This window comes from Neisseria sp. HMSC061H08, assembly GCF_001836795.1.
GTDB classification, from domain to species: domain Bacteria; phylum Pseudomonadota; class Gammaproteobacteria; order Burkholderiales; family Neisseriaceae; genus Neisseria; species Neisseria subflava_A.
In genome coordinates this window covers 14,890-29,438 of record NZ_KV830575.1, presented here as the reverse complement: position 1 = coordinate 29,438, position 14,549 = coordinate 14,890, and the positions used below count along the sequence as shown (strand labels likewise).

Below are 14,549 nucleotides of genomic sequence, written 5' to 3'. Positions count from 1 at the left end.
CGACAGCATGTTATTGCAATGTTAGAATGCTACATAAATGATAAGTAATTTGAAGTTTGAAACATCATGTCTGAAATCATACTACGCAAACAATCAGCCACTATGCAAGTCAATACAATGGGCGGATATATTGATTCCCTGATTCTAAAAGGACGGGAAGTCTTATTTCCGAAAACCAGCGTTCAAGTCGGCGATGACACAAAATTACGCGGTGGCATGCACGTCTGCCTACCCCAATTCGGACCTGACAGCAAAAATCATCTGGCCCAACATGGTTTCGGCAGAACCTCAGACTGGGAAATCCGCCATCAAAATGAATCAGATATCGGCTTGAAATTAATCAGCACAGAAAAAGGCTATGAACACGTCGAATGGTTGCTCGATTACAGCCTGCCTAACGAAAATGAAGCCATCGCCATCCTGACCGTCTGCAATTACGGCGAATCGCCTGTCCGCACCTCTCCAGGATTCCACCCCTACTTTACCGCCGCCGGTACACAATTTGATTTCAACGGCGCGCCATACGATGCCGACTATATCTCCCATACCGAATTTGTTTCCTCCGACCAGGATGCACACGTTGCATTTGACGGCTTGAAACTGGATATCCGTACCCACAATCTGCCTGTGTACGCACTCTGGAGCGATCGAAACGGCCAATATACTTGTGCAGAGCCAACCGCAGAAGGCAATGCATTTTTATCCCCTGCCCGAGGCGGACAATTTGTTTCAGGGCACAGTAAAAAACGTTACGCCATGAAAATCAGACTGATGGCTTAACTCCCTTACAAATCCTCAATATCTAAAAACCACCCCGAAGGGTGGTTTTCTTATGGCTTACAGGCCATTGTTGTTGATTGCATTCGCAATATCGCGTACCGCTGTTACATACATACGGCTGTGGTTGTATTGCCATACAGTGTAGAAGTTATTCAGGCCCAAATAGTATTCAAATACGCCAGGACTGGTTTCCAAAGCATACAATACAGCTTTCTCATTATCGGCAACAGTAGTTTGAGGCACGACGCCCAAGGCTTTGAAATCTGCGACAGTGCGTGTCAAAGCAGTTTTCTCATCGATAATTGCCTGCAAGTGCGGCGTAATCGTCAGACTGACCGGCACAACCATCTTACCGCCGGTCTGCCAGCCATGCTGTTTCATATAATTGGCGACAGAAGCCGCCACATCGCCGACATTATTCCAAATATCGCGATGACCATCACCATCATAGTCCACCGCCCATTTACGGTAGCTTGAAGGCATAAATTGCGGCATACCCATCGCGCCGGCATAGCTGCCTTTGAAGTCAAAGATATTTTCTTTTTCTTCTTTTGCCATCAGCAAAAGTTCGCTCAATTCGTTTTGGAAAAATTCGGCACGGCGGGGATAATCAAAGGCCAATGTACTCAAGGCATCGGCAACGCGGAAGCTGCCCGTATTTTTGCCGTAATTGGTTTCAATACCGAGAATCGCCACAATCAATTCGGCAGGTACGCCGTATTTGCGTGCCGCATCATCAATTACGGCACGGTTTGCCGCATAGAATTGTCTGCCGCCGTTAAATTTGGCTGCACCGGAGTTACCGGTGCGGAATTCATACCAAGGACGCGAAGTGCTTGGGCGGTACATAATGGTAATAATATTGCCTTTATACACCACACCATTAAAGAAGTTACGCAATTCTTCCGCACTGAAACGACGGTTTTTCACTTCATATTGGATAAACTGCTGAACATTGACGTTTTCATTAAAACCGCTGCTGGCAACAGATTCAGCCGCAGCATCAAATACAGGTCGTTTTGCAGAGGAAACAGGCTCGACAGGTTTTGCCGTATCAACAGCAGGCTTTTGCGGAGTGCCGCATGAAGCTAAAGCCAAAGCAGCCAGACCCATCCCAAAGATTTTGATTTTATTCATAAATAATCTCTTTATTAAATACTATGACAAATCCGAGTACGAAAGAATATTCGTCCAACACATCATCTCTCTATGCCAACCGCCATACTTTTTAATCAGCCCAAAATATAGGCAACTCGACACCTATTTGCTTCGGCTCAAGCACATAAACAAGGCCGTCTGAAATCCAAGGAAACCCTTGATTTTCAGACGGCCTTAAATGAATCAATTACTCAGCGGCTGCAACAACAGCAACGGTAATTTTAGCAACAGCGTCAGTGTGCAGAGCCACTTCAACTTCGTATTCGCCAACAGCTTTCAATGGGCCATTAGGCAGACGTACGTTTGCTTTAGCAGCTTGGATACCGGCAGCAACAATCGCTTCAGCGATGTCAGCATTGGTAACAGAACCGAACAGACGACCATCAACACCGGCTTTTTGAGCAACAGTAATGGTTTGGCCTTCCAGTTTTTCTTGACGGGCTTTAGCATCAGCCAAGATTTCAGCTTGTTTGGCTTCCAATTCAGCGCGGCGTGCTTCGAATTCTTTCATGTTGGCTTCGGTTGCACGTTTTGCTTTACCGGCAGGGATCAGGAAGTTGCGTGCGTAACCGTTTTTAACGGTAACGATATCACCCAAGTTACCCAGACCGCCGATTTTTTCTAACAGAATAATTTGCATGATTTAAACTCCAAAATTATTTGTGTTGATCGGTGTAAGGCAACAGAGCCAGGAAACGGGCACGTTTCACAGCAGTAGCCAACTGACGTTGGTAGTGTGCTTTAGTACCAGTAATGCGGGCAGGGATGATTTTGCCGTTTTCAGAGATGAAGTCTTTCAACAAATCAACTTGTTTGTAATCAACTTCTTGGATTTTTTCAGCCGTAAAGCGGCAGAATTTTCTACGTTTGAATGATTGACGAGCCATTGTCGTTTAACCTTTATATTCTTTAATGTTCTGTATGCGTAGTACCGGCTTGGGGAAGCGTTGGCTGCGTTGCGCCAAAAAACCTTCCGACTCGATGACGGCATCTTGCCGATACTGCCATTCTTCAGCCTGCTTACCTAAAATCCGCGCGGGAATTTCAAACTTGACCAGACATTTCTGTCCGTTTTCTTCCTGCCAAGATTCATGTTGCAACACAACATCTAAAACAGGAATTCCTGCCGGCGTATATCTCAAAGGCTGAACCTGTAAGATACGGGCGGTAAGCTTAATCAGATTATTCAATCTTATTCGGCTGCTGCAACTTCTTCAGCCGCACCGTTCAGCAAGTTTTTTGCTTTTTCGCCGCCCAGCATTGGGGAAGCTTCAGTTACAGCGTGTTTTGTTTTGATGGTCAGGTGACGCAGTACGGCATCATTGAAGCGGAAAGCAGTTTCCAACTCTTCAACCACTTCAGGAGTAGTTTCGATATTCATCAAAACATAGTGTGCTTTGTGGATTTTGTTGATTGGGTAAGCCAATTGACGACGGCCCCAGTCTTCCAAACGGTGGATTTTACCGTTAGCTTCGGTAATCATGGTTTTGTAACGCTCAACCATAGCAGGCACTTGCTCGCTTTGATCAGGATGAACGATAAACACGATCTCGTAATGACGCATGTTATCTCCTTATGGATGATTAAAAACAGCCTTTCACCATGCGAAGTAAAAGGCAAGGCAAAGAGGCTGAATTTTATCCGCATTTCTTAAAAAATACAAGTCCGGATTCAAAATCCACTTTCTTTTCAATTAAAAAACAACATTAGGCCTTAGGGTTATTTCCTAGCAAACCACTCAACTATCTGCCAAAAATCTGCTAAAATCTGCCCCATCCTAATAAATACAGCATCAGAAGGCACACAATCATGGCTCTTTTGCAGATTTCCGAACCCGGCATGTCCGCCGCCCCCCATCAACACCGCCTCGCCGTAGGCATTGATTTAGGTACAACCAACAGCTTGGTGGCCACCGTACGCAGCGGTAGCGCAGTCTGTCTGCCCGATTCAGACGGTCGTACTACCCTGCCTTCGGTTGTCCGCTATTTGGATGGCGGAGTCGAAGTCGGCAAAAACGCCCTTTCCGCACAAAAAACCGATCCGCTAAATACCGTCAGCTCCGCCAAACGCCTGATCGGCCGCACCCTTACCGACCTCACACAAGACGCGCAATACCTGCCCTATCAATTTACACCCAATGAGCGCGTGGTCGAATTAAACACCCGTCAAGGTGCGAAAACGCCTATCGAAGTATCGGCAGAAATCCTCAAAGCCCTTAAATTGCGCGCCGAAGAAACATTAGGCGGCGATTTGGTCGGCGCCGTCATTACCGTTCCCGCCTATTTCGACGATGCCCAACGTCAAGCCACCAAAGATGCCGCGCGTTTGACAGGCTTGAATGTCTTGCGCCTGCTCAACGAGCCGACCGCCGCCGCAATCGCCTATGGGCTGGACAACGCCTCGGAAGGCACGTTTGTCGTTTACGACCTGGGCGGCGGCACATTCGACGTATCCGTATTACAACTGACCAAAGGATTATTTGAAGTCAAAGCCACCGGCGGCAACAGCGCATTGGGCGGCGACGACTTCGACCATCGCTTGTTCTGCCACCTGCTGGAACAAAACGACCTTTCCAAACTCAACGAACAAGACAGCCAGCTTCTGCTTTCCCTTGTCCGTGCCACCAAAGAAAAACTGACCACTCAAACCGAAGCCGTTATCGAAACCACACTTTCAGACGGCCATAAAGTCCATACTGTCATTACCCGCCAAGAGTTTCACAATCTGACCCAAAATCTGGTACAAAAAACCATCGAACCCGTCAAACAGGCTTTGAAAGACGCAGGCGTGACCAAGGCAGATGTCAAAGGCGTGATTATGGTCGGCGGTTCGACCCGCATGTTGCATGTTCAACAAGCGGTCGCCACCTTCTTCGGACAAACCCCGTTGAACAACCTCAACCCCGACGAAGTCGTCGCACTCGGCGCCGCCATCCAGGCGAACGTCCTTGCCGGCAACAAAACCGACGGCGAATGGCTGCTGCTTGACGTTACACCTTTATCACTTGGCCTGGAGACCTACGGCGGCCTTGCCGAAAAAATCATCCCGCGCAATTCCACCATTCCTACCGCGCGCGCGCAGGATTTCACCACTTTCAAAGACGGTCAAACTGCCATGACGATACACGTCGTACAAGGCGAGCGCGAACTCGTTTCCGGCTGCCGCAGCCTGGCCAAATTTACCCTGCGCGGCATTCCGCCGATGGCCGCAGGCGCGGCGCGTATCCGCGTAACCTTCCAAGTTGACGCCGACGGTTTGCTGTCCATTTCTGCACAAGAACAAAGCACCGGCGTACAGGCGCAAATCGAAGTCAAACCTTCCTACGGTTTAGACGACGGCACCATTACCCAAATGCTCAAAGACAGCATGAGCAACGCCGCCGAAGACATGGCCGCACGCACCCGTGCCGAAGCCGTCATCGAAGCCGAAAGCCTGACCGACGCCGTCAATGCCGCCCTTGAGTTGGACAGCGATTTATTGGAAGCCGAAGAATTGCAACAGATTCAACAAGACATCGCCGCTTTGCAAAGCTATCTGAAAGACGGTAAAGCCGAAGACATCCGTGCCGCCGTCGCCAAACTCAGCTACAGCACCGACAACTTCGCCGCCAAACGCATGAACCGCAACATCCAACGCGCGTTGACAGGCCAAAGCGTTGATAATATTTGACGGCAAATGGTTTCAGACGGCCTTTGGAAATAGAGAGGTCGTCTGAAAAGATATCCTCTTAAAGAAATAAAAATAAAGAACAACAATGGAAAAAGCAGGCATTGTCTACCTGATGAAAACCGTCATCAAAGGTGTATATAAAATTGGTATTACTGACGAAAATAATTTTGAAATTAGAATGCGCCATTTGGAAAACAACGGCTACGCAAACGTTGCTGGGTTAGAGCGCATTCTAGCCATTAAAACCGACAACTATAAAGAAAAAGAAACCTTACTTCATGAAATTTTCGGCAAAAGCCGAATAGGAGAAACTGAGCTTTTTGCAATTGATGAAAATCTTGTGAAAAGGCTTTTTCTCTCATTAAGAGGCGAAATTGTATTTCCTAAAAATGAAATAGCAGAGTTGGGTTTTGAAAAAACTGTCGAAGAACATCATCAAGAAAAAATTTTTGAAATAGACAGAAGTGCATTTATCTCCTTTATCAAAGAAAAGCACCAACAAAATCCTTCTATATTAAGAAATCTCATCTCTTCGAAAAATACACATAAACCTAAAAATTCCAAAGTCCGTCTCTATAAAGACGAATACTTTGGGAAAAGTGGAACAAAGCTAACTACTGAAATTGAAGAAGGTCTTCATATTTATACTACCTACTCAAAAGAAAATTTAGAGAAAGCTTACGCAGAATATTCAAAATTATTTGAATCACAATGAGACTCTGGCACCAAACCCTTATCCCCCTACTCCCCCGTGCCCAGCTTTTGGGGCAACACCGCGAATGCGCTGCTTTACGCGGAGCGGGCTGGGGCAGGCCGCATGCGACGGTTAATTACGTTTTTATCCACTCACCCTACAAACTCTATCTGTATCACGCGTTGATTATGGAAGAGATGGAAAAGCGCGGTTACAAACCGGATGTTTTATGGAAAGATCCGCTATATCGCGGCAAAGCCGTTGCCCCATACCATTCGCACGCGGCTGAAACAGCCACTTCGCCGATTTATGCCGAACATGATGATGCTTACTTGGACGAATGTCTGGAAAATTTAAAAAGTAAAGGCATCATGTTATAAACCCATTTTTCAGACGGCCTGAATATTGAATACCCAAGGCCGTCTGAAACCACTTTAACCACAACCACTCTTAAACAACCGAGACAATAAAAATGCCAAAAATTACCGTACTCCCACACGCGACATTATGCCCCGAAGGCGCGGTTATCGAAGACGCACCGGAAGGTCAAACCGTCCTTGACGTACTGCTCGACCACGATATCGAAGTCGATCATGCCTGCGAAAAATCCTGCGCCTGCACCACCTGCCACGTGATTATCCGCAAAGGTTTTGACAGCCTGGAAGAGCCGACCGAATTGGAAGAAGATCTGCTCGACCAGGCATGGGGTTTGGAAGCCGATTCACGTTTGAGCTGTCAGGCAGTCGTTGCCGATGAAGATTTGGTCGTAGAAATCCCCAAATATACGATCAACCATGCGCGTGAAGACCACTAGAACAAGGCTTAATGAAAAAGGCCGTCTGAAACCACAAATTCATGGTTTTCAGACGGCCTTTTGGTGATGCAGCAAACTATTTGATATGAGGAAAAATAAAACGCATACGCGAAATTTGCATGGAGGCCACTTTCTGCGTAGCTGAATAATTTTCAATTTTTTCTTGCATTCTGATTTGATGCATATTGCCGTTATAACGGGGAGCCGCGTTCTGGGGCTTGTTTGCTGCCGACAGTTCGGCCTCTGCTTTCAATGCTTCCTCTTCCTCGATGGCCGAAAGTGCAGCTTCATCCCTTACCAAACCGAAACGCGCGATGATAGCATTGGCTTCATCTATATAATGAGATTTGTCCGCACTATTTTCTAACACCGCATCTTCAAGCACAACCGACAAATGCTTGCCACAATTTTCGATACGCTCTGCGATACGCGAATAAACCATCCAACGTTTCAACCTCAATGCGCCTGCATCGTCATTGGGTGAAGCAGCATCCAGTTTAATCAAGCCATAGTGCTTGCCGTAATACAGACGGAACACCAGCTGTTTCAAACCTTCTGTTTCGTCCAGCATCCGATAAAATTCGCGAACCAACAACAGCAAACGGTCGAATGCGTCTGCTTTAGCCAGATACTCCGGATCATCGGAAGCAAGCGAGTAAATCAGTTTGGACAGCTTGGCGTTGAGTGCGTTATTCATCTTTTTTCCTTTTATTTTTAAGCGATGGATTTTCTTAAGAGCCATTCTAAAAAATTTGGTTGCATAGCTAAATGTAAATTTTGCATGAAAACCAAATCATTCAAAACGGAATAAAAAGTGCAATGCAGCAGATTCAAAGAGAATATGCCTTAAGTTTTAAGTGTCTTGCCGTATTTTAACGCAAATATGCTATTTTATTAAAAAATAACATCATTATTTATCTGCCCATCTTCCGTAAAACAATCTGGCAGTCCGACTTCTTCTTGATTAAAATAATTGGCAATAGTCGAACCCCAATAAAGGAACACATCATGAAATGGACAGATACTCAACGCATCGCCGAAGAACTCTACGATTTACACGGCGACAGCATCGACCCGAAAACCGTGCGTTTTACCCAACTGCGTGATTTGATTATGGCACTGCCTGAATTTGACGATGATCCGGCGCGTTGCGGCGAACGCATTCTCGAAGCCGTGCAACAAGCCTGGATAGATGAAGCGGAATAACCTTTTCCCTTTTCATCAAACAAGACCTCAGGCTGTTTTTCAGACGGCCTGAGGTCTTTATTAAATCTATTCATACAATTTCGGAAAATTTCGAAATTGACTCATACCAACCTCAAACTTATTATGCAGTCTGACAACAAATAAAAGATATGCAGAAGGTGCATAACCATGAATCATGCTCGAGAAATCGCTGCTTTAAACAACAGCCTTTCCGATTTGAAAGGCGACATCAATGTTTCGTTCGAATTTTTCCCGCCGAAAAACGAACAAATGGAAACCATGCTGTGGGATTCCATCCATCGCCTGCAAACCTTGCATCCGAAATTCGTTTCCGTAACCTACGGTGCAAACTCCGGCGAACGCGACCGCACACACAGTATCGTCAAACGCATCAAACAAGAAACCGGCCTTGACGCCGCCCCCCACCTGACCGGTATCGATGCCAGCCCTGACGAGTTGCGCCAAATCGCCAAAGATTATTGGGACAGCGGTATCCGCCGCATTGTTGCCCTGCGTGGCGACGAGCCGCCCGGCTACGAAAAAAAACCTTTCTATGCCGAAGATTTGGTCAAACTGTTGCGCTCCGTTGCCGACTTTGACATTTCTGTAGCAGCATACCCTGAGGTTCACCCTGAAGCCAAATCCGCACAAGCCGACTTGATTAATCTGAAACGCAAAATCGATGCGGGTGCAAACAACGTTATTACCCAATTCTTCTTCGACGTGGAAAGCTATCTGCGCTTCCGCGACCGTTGCGTGATGATGGGCATTGACGTTGAAATCGTTCCCGGCATCCTGCCCGTAACCAATTTCAAACAATTGACCAAAATGGCCCAAGTGACCAACGTCAAAATCCCAAGCTGGCTGTCTAAAATGTACGAAGGTTTGGATGATGACCAAGGCACGCGCAACCTTGTTGCCGCCAGCATCGCCATCGACATGGTCAAAGTCCTCTCGCGCGAAGGTGTCAAAGACTTCCACTTCTACACCCTCAACCGCAGCGAACTGACTTACGCCATCTGCCATATTTTGGGCGTGCGTCCGCGTTAATAAAACAGACGGCCTCCCCATTCTGATTTACAATATCGAACATTCAGGCCATACCGGCCTGATTCAAAATTCCAACTAGGAGAGTTAACATGACAACATTGCATTTTTCAGGCTTCCCGCGCGTCGGTGCCTTCCGCGAATTGAAATTCGCACAAGAAAAATACTGGCGCAAAGAAATCAGCGAGCAAGAATTGCTGGCTGTTGCTAAAGACTTGCGCGAGAAAAACTGGAAACACCAAGCCGCGGCCAACGCTGATTACGTTGCCGTAGGCGATTTCACTTTCTACGACCACATCCTCGACCTGCAAGTTGCCACCGGTGCCATCCCTGCCCGTTTCGGCTTCGACAGCCAAAACCTGTCTTTGGAACAATTCTTCCAACTGGCCCGTGGTAACAAAGACCAATTCGCTATCGAAATGACCAAATGGTTCGACACCAACTACCACTACTTGGTGCCTGAATTCCACGCCGATACCGAATTCAAAGCCAACGCTAAACACTACGTTCAACAACTGCAAGAAGCCCAAGCTTTGGGTCTGAAAGCCAAACCGACCATCGTCGGCCCATTGACTTTCCTGTGGGTAGGTAAAGAAAAAGGCGCTGTCGAATTCGACCGTCTGAGCCTGTTGCCTAAACTGTTGCCTGTTTACGTTGAAATCCTGAACGCTTTGGTTGAAGCCGGTGCCGAATGGATTCAAATCGACGAGCCTGCTTTGGCTGTCGACCTGCCAAAAGAATGGGTAGAAGCCTACAAAGACGTTTACGCCACTTTGAGCAAAGTAAACGCCAAAATCCTGTTGAGCACTTACTTCGGCTCTGTTGCAGAACACGCTGCTTTGCTGAAATCCCTGCCTGTTGACGGTCTGCACATCGACTTGGTACGCGCTCCCGAGCAACTGGACGCATTTGCCGACTACGACAAAGTTCTGTCTGCCGGCGTTATCGACGGCCGCAATATTTGGCGCGCCAACCTGAACAAAGTTTTGGAAACTGTTGAGCCTCTGCAAGCCAAACTGGGCGACCGTTTGTGGATTTCCAGCTCTTGCTCTCTGCTGCACACTCCATTTGACTTGTCAGTTGAAGAAAAACTGAAAGCCAACAAACCTGATCTGTACTCTTGGTTGGCATTCACCCTGCAAAAAACCCAAGAATTGCGCGTTCTGAAAGCAGCATTGAACGAAGGTCGTGACTCTGTTGCCGAAGAACTGGCCGCCAGCCAAGCTGCCGCCGACTCCCGTGCCAACAGCAGCGAAATCCACCGTGCAGACGTTGCCAAACGCCTGGCCGATTTGCCTGCCAACGCAGACCAACGCAAATCTCCATTTGCCGACCGTATCAAAGCGCAACAAGCATGGTTGAACCTGCCGCTGCTGCCGACTACCAACATCGGTTCTTTCCCGCAAACCACCGAAATCCGCCAAGCACGCGCAGCCTTCAAAAAAGGCGAACTGTCTGCCGCCGATTACGAAGCCGCGATGAAAAAAGAAATCGCCTTGGTGGTTGAAGAGCAAGAAAAACTGGACTTGGACGTACTGGTACACGGCGAAGCCGAGCGTAACGACATGGTCGAATACTTCGGCGAACTGTTGAGCGGTTTTGCATTCACCCAATACGGCTGGGTACAAAGCTACGGCTCACGCTGCGTTAAACCACCTATCATCTTCGGTGACGTAAGCCGTCCTGAAGCCATGACTGTCGCCTGGTCTACTTACGCACAAAGCCTGACCAACCGCCCGATGAAAGGTATGTTGACCGGTCCTGTAACCATTCTGCAATGGTCTTTCGTCCGCAACGATATTCCTCGCTCTACCGTGTGCAAACAAATCGCACTGGCTCTGAACGACGAAGTATTGGATCTGGAAAAAGCCGGCATCAAAGTCATCCAAATTGACGAACCTGCCATCCGCGAAGGTCTGCCTTTGAAACGTGCCGATTGGGATGCCTACCTGAACTGGGCCGGTGAATCTTTCCGCCTGTCCTCTACCGGTTGCGAAGACAGCACCCAAATCCACACTCATATGTGCTACTCTGAGTTCAACGACATCCTGCCTGCCATCGCCGCCATGGACGCTGACGTCATCACCATCGAAACTTCACGTTCCGACATGGAGCTCTTGACTGCGTTCGGCGAGTTCAAATATCCGAACGACATCGGCCCGGGCGTTTACGACATCCACAGCCCACGCGTACCGACTGAAGCTGAAGTTGAGCATCTGTTGCGCAAAGCCATCGAGGTTGTACCGGTTGAACGTCTGTGGGTTAACCCAGACTGCGGCCTGAAAACACGTGGCTGGAAAGAAACTCTGGAACAACTCCAAGTGATGATGAACGTAACCCACAAACTGCGTGCCGAACTGGCTAAATAATGTGAGTTAGATGAAAGGCCGTCTGAAAATTTTCAGACGGCCTTTTTTATTTATCGATATTTAAAAAATAAATATCATGAATTCAACAGTTTACAAAATCCCTGTCGTTATATGATGTTCTTCCACTCCTGATGTATACACGTTCTTAGTATGGTGATACACAGCATCTTTAGTTGTTGCGACAATATAGTTGGCTTCTGACAAGATATCGCTCAAGGCAACTTTACTGCCGGTCGTATTCACCTTTGTCAGTGCTGCACCATTATGGCTATTGCCTTCTGAATACGTTTTGATGTTATTTTCAAAGCGCAGCCATGAATCATACAGTTCATCTTTGATGTCCGTCATGATTTTATTGTTGGCTACATTTAAAGATACCTTGCCCTTAGGGTTGGTACTGTGTACGTCTACCAAAGCATCATCCAGGGCACCACCAAGTTTCAATGTGTTATTGGTGATGTTGTACTCTTTGGCATTGCTTTTCAAATAAGCAAATTCGACATAGCCATCAGATGCTTCACGCACGGAAATTTTGTTGTTGTGAATTGTCACCGCACCATGCATAGCGACATTACCATGGTGTTCTTCCACATAAACCGGTACTGCGCCTTTCATGATCTTGCCGATATCGGCATCATTGCCGCTGATGGTAATGGTACCGCTACCAATGCCGTTTTTAGATAAAACGCGGTCGTAGGTATCGTTGATGACGGCAATCAGATATTTGGTGGATTCGCCGCTGATCTTGTTGTTTGCCATATTGAGCGTGTAATCCATTTTGCTTTCATGGTTACGGAACTCAATCGCGTAAGTCTGAATATTGTTTTGATAAACCGTCAGATTTTTAATGACATTATTGCTGATATCGAAATAGCCTTTATCAGCCGAGTGTAAATCTTTGTATTGGGTATTGGTTTGCACCTGGATACCTGAATACATGTGGTAGTGCTTGCCCAAGTCATCATCAACATTCAAACGGAAGCTTGGGTCTTGAATAATGGTATTGCCGGTAATTTTGACTTTATCCATAGAAAACTGGCGGTTGTAAGCAGCAATACCATACAGCCGATCACCTGTTAACACATTGTCTTCAATGACAATGCCTGTACCATCATGCACATCCAAGCCTTTGCGGTAGTTGTGGTTGGTCGTGTTTTTACGGTATGTGACACCGTAATTGTAGCTGCCCGCAACCACAGCCATACCGTAGCCGGTACCGCCGTCCGCTTCGTGGCCGTTCCAATCCAAACGGTTGCCCTCGCCGATAAAGTTTTGTTGGAAACCGATCAGCGCACCGGCAACGCGGTTGTGGTGCAGATACGAATCAACAATACGGTTGTTTTCACCCAAAGGCAGCGCTTCATATTTTTCATCAATTTCGCCGCTTTGTACGCGCTCTTTAAAGGTCAGCTTTTGACCTTTTTCCTTTTCCAAAGAAGCGGTCGACGTAAACATCACACCAGCACGATTGGCACCGGAAACTTCTACTTTACTGATTAAAGTATTGTCCGCATCGTTTACCAAAATGCCGTTTACCTTGCCAAAATAGCTTAAGCCTTTGCGGTAAAAATCAGGGTTGGTATATTGAACCGACAAGTTGGCAATGGTTTTATTGTTTTGTCCATCGATCAAGATACCGGCAAATTGGCGAATATCATCATGGTTGGTGTTCGGATTGAACACACCCGTCTGCACCTTATCAAACGTTACTTTGGTTTTGCCCATCCCCGAACCAAACAAACCGCGTGCACCGGAAACGGTTTTATCCATCACAATCTGGTTGGAAATATAGTAGGTACCATCCAAGAAGACCATGGCTTTTTCTTTATGAGCCGCTTCTAAAGCCGCTTTAAATGCCTGAAGGCTGTCTTTTTTACCCTGCGCATCGGCACCAAAATCATTCACGCGAACATAATTACCGTACTCTTTAGATTGATACACGCGGTATTTTCCAGATACAACAGCCCTGCTTTCGGCATGATCGTCAATTTTGTTTTCTTTGACTGAACTGAGGTGGCTATCGTGACTCATGGCTGTTTTTTTGCTGGAAGAAACGCTCACGACTTTATTATGGCCGTCTGAATCGTTCAAAATCTTTTTATGCACAATTTCGACTGTTTTTTTTCCTTCGGCAATTCTGTCTTCTGCCTCTTTTTCTTTGCGGGCAGCGTCTTGTTTGGCTTTACGCTCTGCAATCGCTTTTTCGACTGCTGCTTTATGCGCTTCTTTTGCATGCTCGACGGCGTTTGCTTTGGCTGTGGCGGCTTCGGCTATTTTTTTTGCTTTAGCCTCTTCGTATTTTTTTTGCTTTTCAGCCAAAATTTTTTCCATCGATTGATTAACCGGTTTGTTTACCGGCTCTTTTGAAACAACCTGTTTGTCCGTTACTTTAGACGCAATGGTATTTTTACTGGAAACGCTGCCTGCAGAAGCAACACTAGCCCGTACGACACGCATTTTTGTTACAACGCCGTCTGAAGATGATGAGGTACTGTTCAATCTTGCCGCCTCAGCCACATGAACCGATTCTTTCGTTACAGTATTTTTACCGCTTAATTGCTTGGGTTCAGGAAAAACAGACGGACTTCCCCCAAAATTTTGGGTGTGTATCCATTCTTTTAGAGGAGAAGATGATTCGGAAGTGGTTTCAGGAGTTGAGGAGCCTTGACGGATATGGGTACGGCCAAGAGGGGCAAGTTTATGTGACATAATCAGCGTATTTCCTTGTATCAAATATCGTCCTTTCCCACCGCACAAGCGTGCAACAAAAAAGTTCGATGAATAAAGAGGTAAGACGGATTCTGTCGTAACA

Annotated in this window: 15 protein-coding genes; 8 read left to right on the top strand and 7 right to left on the bottom strand. The window is 46.8% G+C overall.

Annotated features, from left to right (window positions below):
* The first annotated feature begins 66 nt into the window (after nucleotides 1-66).
* Nucleotides 67-780, top strand: coding sequence for an aldose epimerase family protein (locus HMPREF2675_RS05270; protein WP_070814303.1), 714 nt, complete (start codon nucleotides 67-69; stop codon nucleotides 778-780).
* Nucleotides 781-837: 57 nt separating this feature from the next.
* Here HMPREF2675_RS05270 and mltB read toward each other — a convergent pair whose 3' ends face one another.
* The 5 genes from mltB to rpsF form a co-directional block, all read right to left on the bottom strand.
* Nucleotides 838-1,917, bottom strand: a complete 1,080-nt coding sequence (mltB, locus tag HMPREF2675_RS05265; protein ID WP_070814302.1) for a lytic murein transglycosylase B — start codon at nucleotides 1,915-1,917, stop codon at nucleotides 838-840.
* 208 nt (nucleotides 1,918-2,125) lie between these two features.
* Nucleotides 2,126-2,578 (bottom strand): 50S ribosomal protein L9, encoded by a 453-nt coding sequence (rplI, locus tag HMPREF2675_RS05260; RefSeq protein WP_003678862.1) that lies wholly within the window; start codon nucleotides 2,576-2,578, stop codon nucleotides 2,126-2,128.
* Between the two features lie 16 nt (nucleotides 2,579-2,594).
* Complete coding sequence (gene rpsR, locus HMPREF2675_RS05255; protein WP_003678863.1) at nucleotides 2,595-2,825, bottom strand: 30S ribosomal protein S18; 231 nt, start codon at nucleotides 2,823-2,825, stop codon at nucleotides 2,595-2,597.
* 6 nt (nucleotides 2,826-2,831) lie between these two features.
* Nucleotides 2,832-3,134, bottom strand: coding sequence for a primosomal replication protein N (gene priB / locus HMPREF2675_RS05250; RefSeq protein ID WP_191620531.1), 303 nt, complete (start codon nucleotides 3,132-3,134; stop codon nucleotides 2,832-2,834).
* Nucleotides 3,131-3,502: a 30S ribosomal protein S6 gene (rpsF, locus tag HMPREF2675_RS05245; protein WP_004519252.1), complete on the bottom strand. Its 372-nt coding sequence runs from the start codon at nucleotides 3,500-3,502 to the stop codon at nucleotides 3,131-3,133. The genes priB and rpsF overlap by 4 nt, the downstream gene beginning before the upstream one ends.
* A 245-nt stretch (nucleotides 3,503-3,747) precedes the next feature.
* On the opposite strand from rpsF, the gene hscA reads away from it, so the two are divergent.
* The 4 genes from hscA to fdx all read left to right on the top strand — a co-directional run bounded on the left by hscA (nucleotide 3,748) and on the right by fdx (nucleotide 7,115).
* Nucleotides 3,748-5,607: a Fe-S protein assembly chaperone HscA gene (gene hscA / locus HMPREF2675_RS05240; protein ID WP_070814301.1), complete on the top strand. Its 1,860-nt coding sequence runs from the start codon at nucleotides 3,748-3,750 to the stop codon at nucleotides 5,605-5,607.
* An 85-nt stretch (nucleotides 5,608-5,692) separates the two neighbouring features.
* The gene (locus tag HMPREF2675_RS05235) at nucleotides 5,693-6,322 is read left to right on the top strand and encodes a GIY-YIG nuclease family protein (protein WP_070814300.1); all 630 of its coding nucleotides are present in this window, start codon (nucleotides 5,693-5,695) and stop codon (nucleotides 6,320-6,322) included.
* On the top strand, nucleotides 6,319-6,681 hold the full coding sequence (locus HMPREF2675_RS05230; RefSeq protein WP_070814299.1) for a TIGR02328 family protein: 363 nt from the start codon (nucleotides 6,319-6,321) through the stop codon (nucleotides 6,679-6,681). Before HMPREF2675_RS05235 ends, HMPREF2675_RS05230 begins: the two co-directional genes overlap by 4 nt.
* A 92-nt stretch (nucleotides 6,682-6,773) precedes the next feature.
* A complete protein-coding gene (fdx, locus tag HMPREF2675_RS05225; RefSeq protein WP_003686005.1) occupies nucleotides 6,774-7,115 on the top strand; it encodes an ISC system 2Fe-2S type ferredoxin in 342 nt (113 codons plus the stop codon).
* 76 nt (nucleotides 7,116-7,191) lie between these two features.
* Here fdx and HMPREF2675_RS05220 read toward each other — a convergent pair whose 3' ends face one another.
* Nucleotides 7,192-7,812, bottom strand: a complete 621-nt coding sequence (locus HMPREF2675_RS05220) for a hypothetical protein (RefSeq protein WP_070814298.1) — start codon at nucleotides 7,810-7,812, stop codon at nucleotides 7,192-7,194.
* 311 nt (nucleotides 7,813-8,123) lie between these two features.
* Between HMPREF2675_RS05220 and iscX the strand changes: the two genes are divergently transcribed.
* The 3 genes from iscX (at nucleotide 8,124) to metE (ending at nucleotide 11,737) form a co-directional block, all read left to right on the top strand.
* Nucleotides 8,124-8,321, top strand: a complete 198-nt coding sequence (gene iscX / locus HMPREF2675_RS05215) for a Fe-S cluster assembly protein IscX (protein WP_003682097.1) — start codon at nucleotides 8,124-8,126, stop codon at nucleotides 8,319-8,321.
* A 168-nt stretch (nucleotides 8,322-8,489) separates the two neighbouring features.
* A complete protein-coding gene (gene metF / locus HMPREF2675_RS05210) occupies nucleotides 8,490-9,371 on the top strand; it encodes a methylenetetrahydrofolate reductase (protein ID WP_003745556.1) in 882 nt (293 codons plus the stop codon).
* An 89-nt stretch (nucleotides 9,372-9,460) separates the two neighbouring features.
* Nucleotides 9,461-11,737, top strand: coding sequence for a 5-methyltetrahydropteroyltriglutamate--homocysteine S-methyltransferase (metE, locus tag HMPREF2675_RS05205; RefSeq protein ID WP_070814297.1), 2,277 nt, complete (start codon nucleotides 9,461-9,463; stop codon nucleotides 11,735-11,737).
* Nucleotides 11,738-11,827: 90 nt separating this feature from the next.
* Here the strand turns inward: metE and HMPREF2675_RS05200 are convergent, their stop codons facing one another.
* Nucleotides 11,828-14,446: a right-handed parallel beta-helix repeat-containing protein gene (locus HMPREF2675_RS05200; RefSeq protein ID WP_349251540.1), complete on the bottom strand. Its 2,619-nt coding sequence runs from the start codon at nucleotides 14,444-14,446 to the stop codon at nucleotides 11,828-11,830.
* Nucleotides 14,447-14,549: the final 103 nt, after the last annotated feature.

Excerpts from the sequence above, each read along its gene's own strand:
- HMPREF2675_RS05270 (WP_070814303.1), top strand. The coding sequence starts at position 67 with ATGTCTGAAATCATACTACGCAAACAATCAGCCACTATGCAAGTCAAT.
- mltB (WP_070814302.1), bottom strand. The coding sequence starts at position 1,917 with ATGAATAAAATCAAAATCTTTGGGATGGGTCTGGCTGCTTTGGCTTTA.
- rplI (WP_003678862.1), bottom strand. The coding sequence starts at position 2,578 with ATGCAAATTATTCTGTTAGAAAAAATCGGCGGTCTGGGTAACTTGGGT.
- rpsR (WP_003678863.1), bottom strand. The coding sequence starts at position 2,825 with ATGGCTCGTCAATCATTCAAACGTAGAAAATTCTGCCGCTTTACGGCT.
- rpsF (WP_004519252.1), bottom strand. The coding sequence starts at position 3,502 with ATGCGTCATTACGAGATCGTGTTTATCGTTCATCCTGATCAAAGCGAG.
- hscA (WP_070814301.1), top strand. The coding sequence starts at position 3,748 with ATGGCTCTTTTGCAGATTTCCGAACCCGGCATGTCCGCCGCCCCCCAT.
- HMPREF2675_RS05235 (WP_070814300.1), top strand. The coding sequence starts at position 5,693 with ATGGAAAAAGCAGGCATTGTCTACCTGATGAAAACCGTCATCAAAGGT.
- HMPREF2675_RS05230 (WP_070814299.1), top strand. The coding sequence starts at position 6,319 with ATGAGACTCTGGCACCAAACCCTTATCCCCCTACTCCCCCGTGCCCAG.
- fdx (WP_003686005.1), top strand. The coding sequence starts at position 6,774 with ATGCCAAAAATTACCGTACTCCCACACGCGACATTATGCCCCGAAGGC.
- HMPREF2675_RS05220 (WP_070814298.1), bottom strand. The coding sequence starts at position 7,812 with ATGAATAACGCACTCAACGCCAAGCTGTCCAAACTGATTTACTCGCTT.
- iscX (WP_003682097.1), top strand. The coding sequence starts at position 8,124 with ATGAAATGGACAGATACTCAACGCATCGCCGAAGAACTCTACGATTTA.
- metF (WP_003745556.1), top strand. The coding sequence starts at position 8,490 with ATGAATCATGCTCGAGAAATCGCTGCTTTAAACAACAGCCTTTCCGAT.
- metE (WP_070814297.1), top strand. The coding sequence starts at position 9,461 with ATGACAACATTGCATTTTTCAGGCTTCCCGCGCGTCGGTGCCTTCCGC.
- HMPREF2675_RS05200 (WP_349251540.1), bottom strand. The coding sequence starts at position 14,446 with ATGTCACATAAACTTGCCCCTCTTGGCCGTACCCATATCCGTCAAGGC.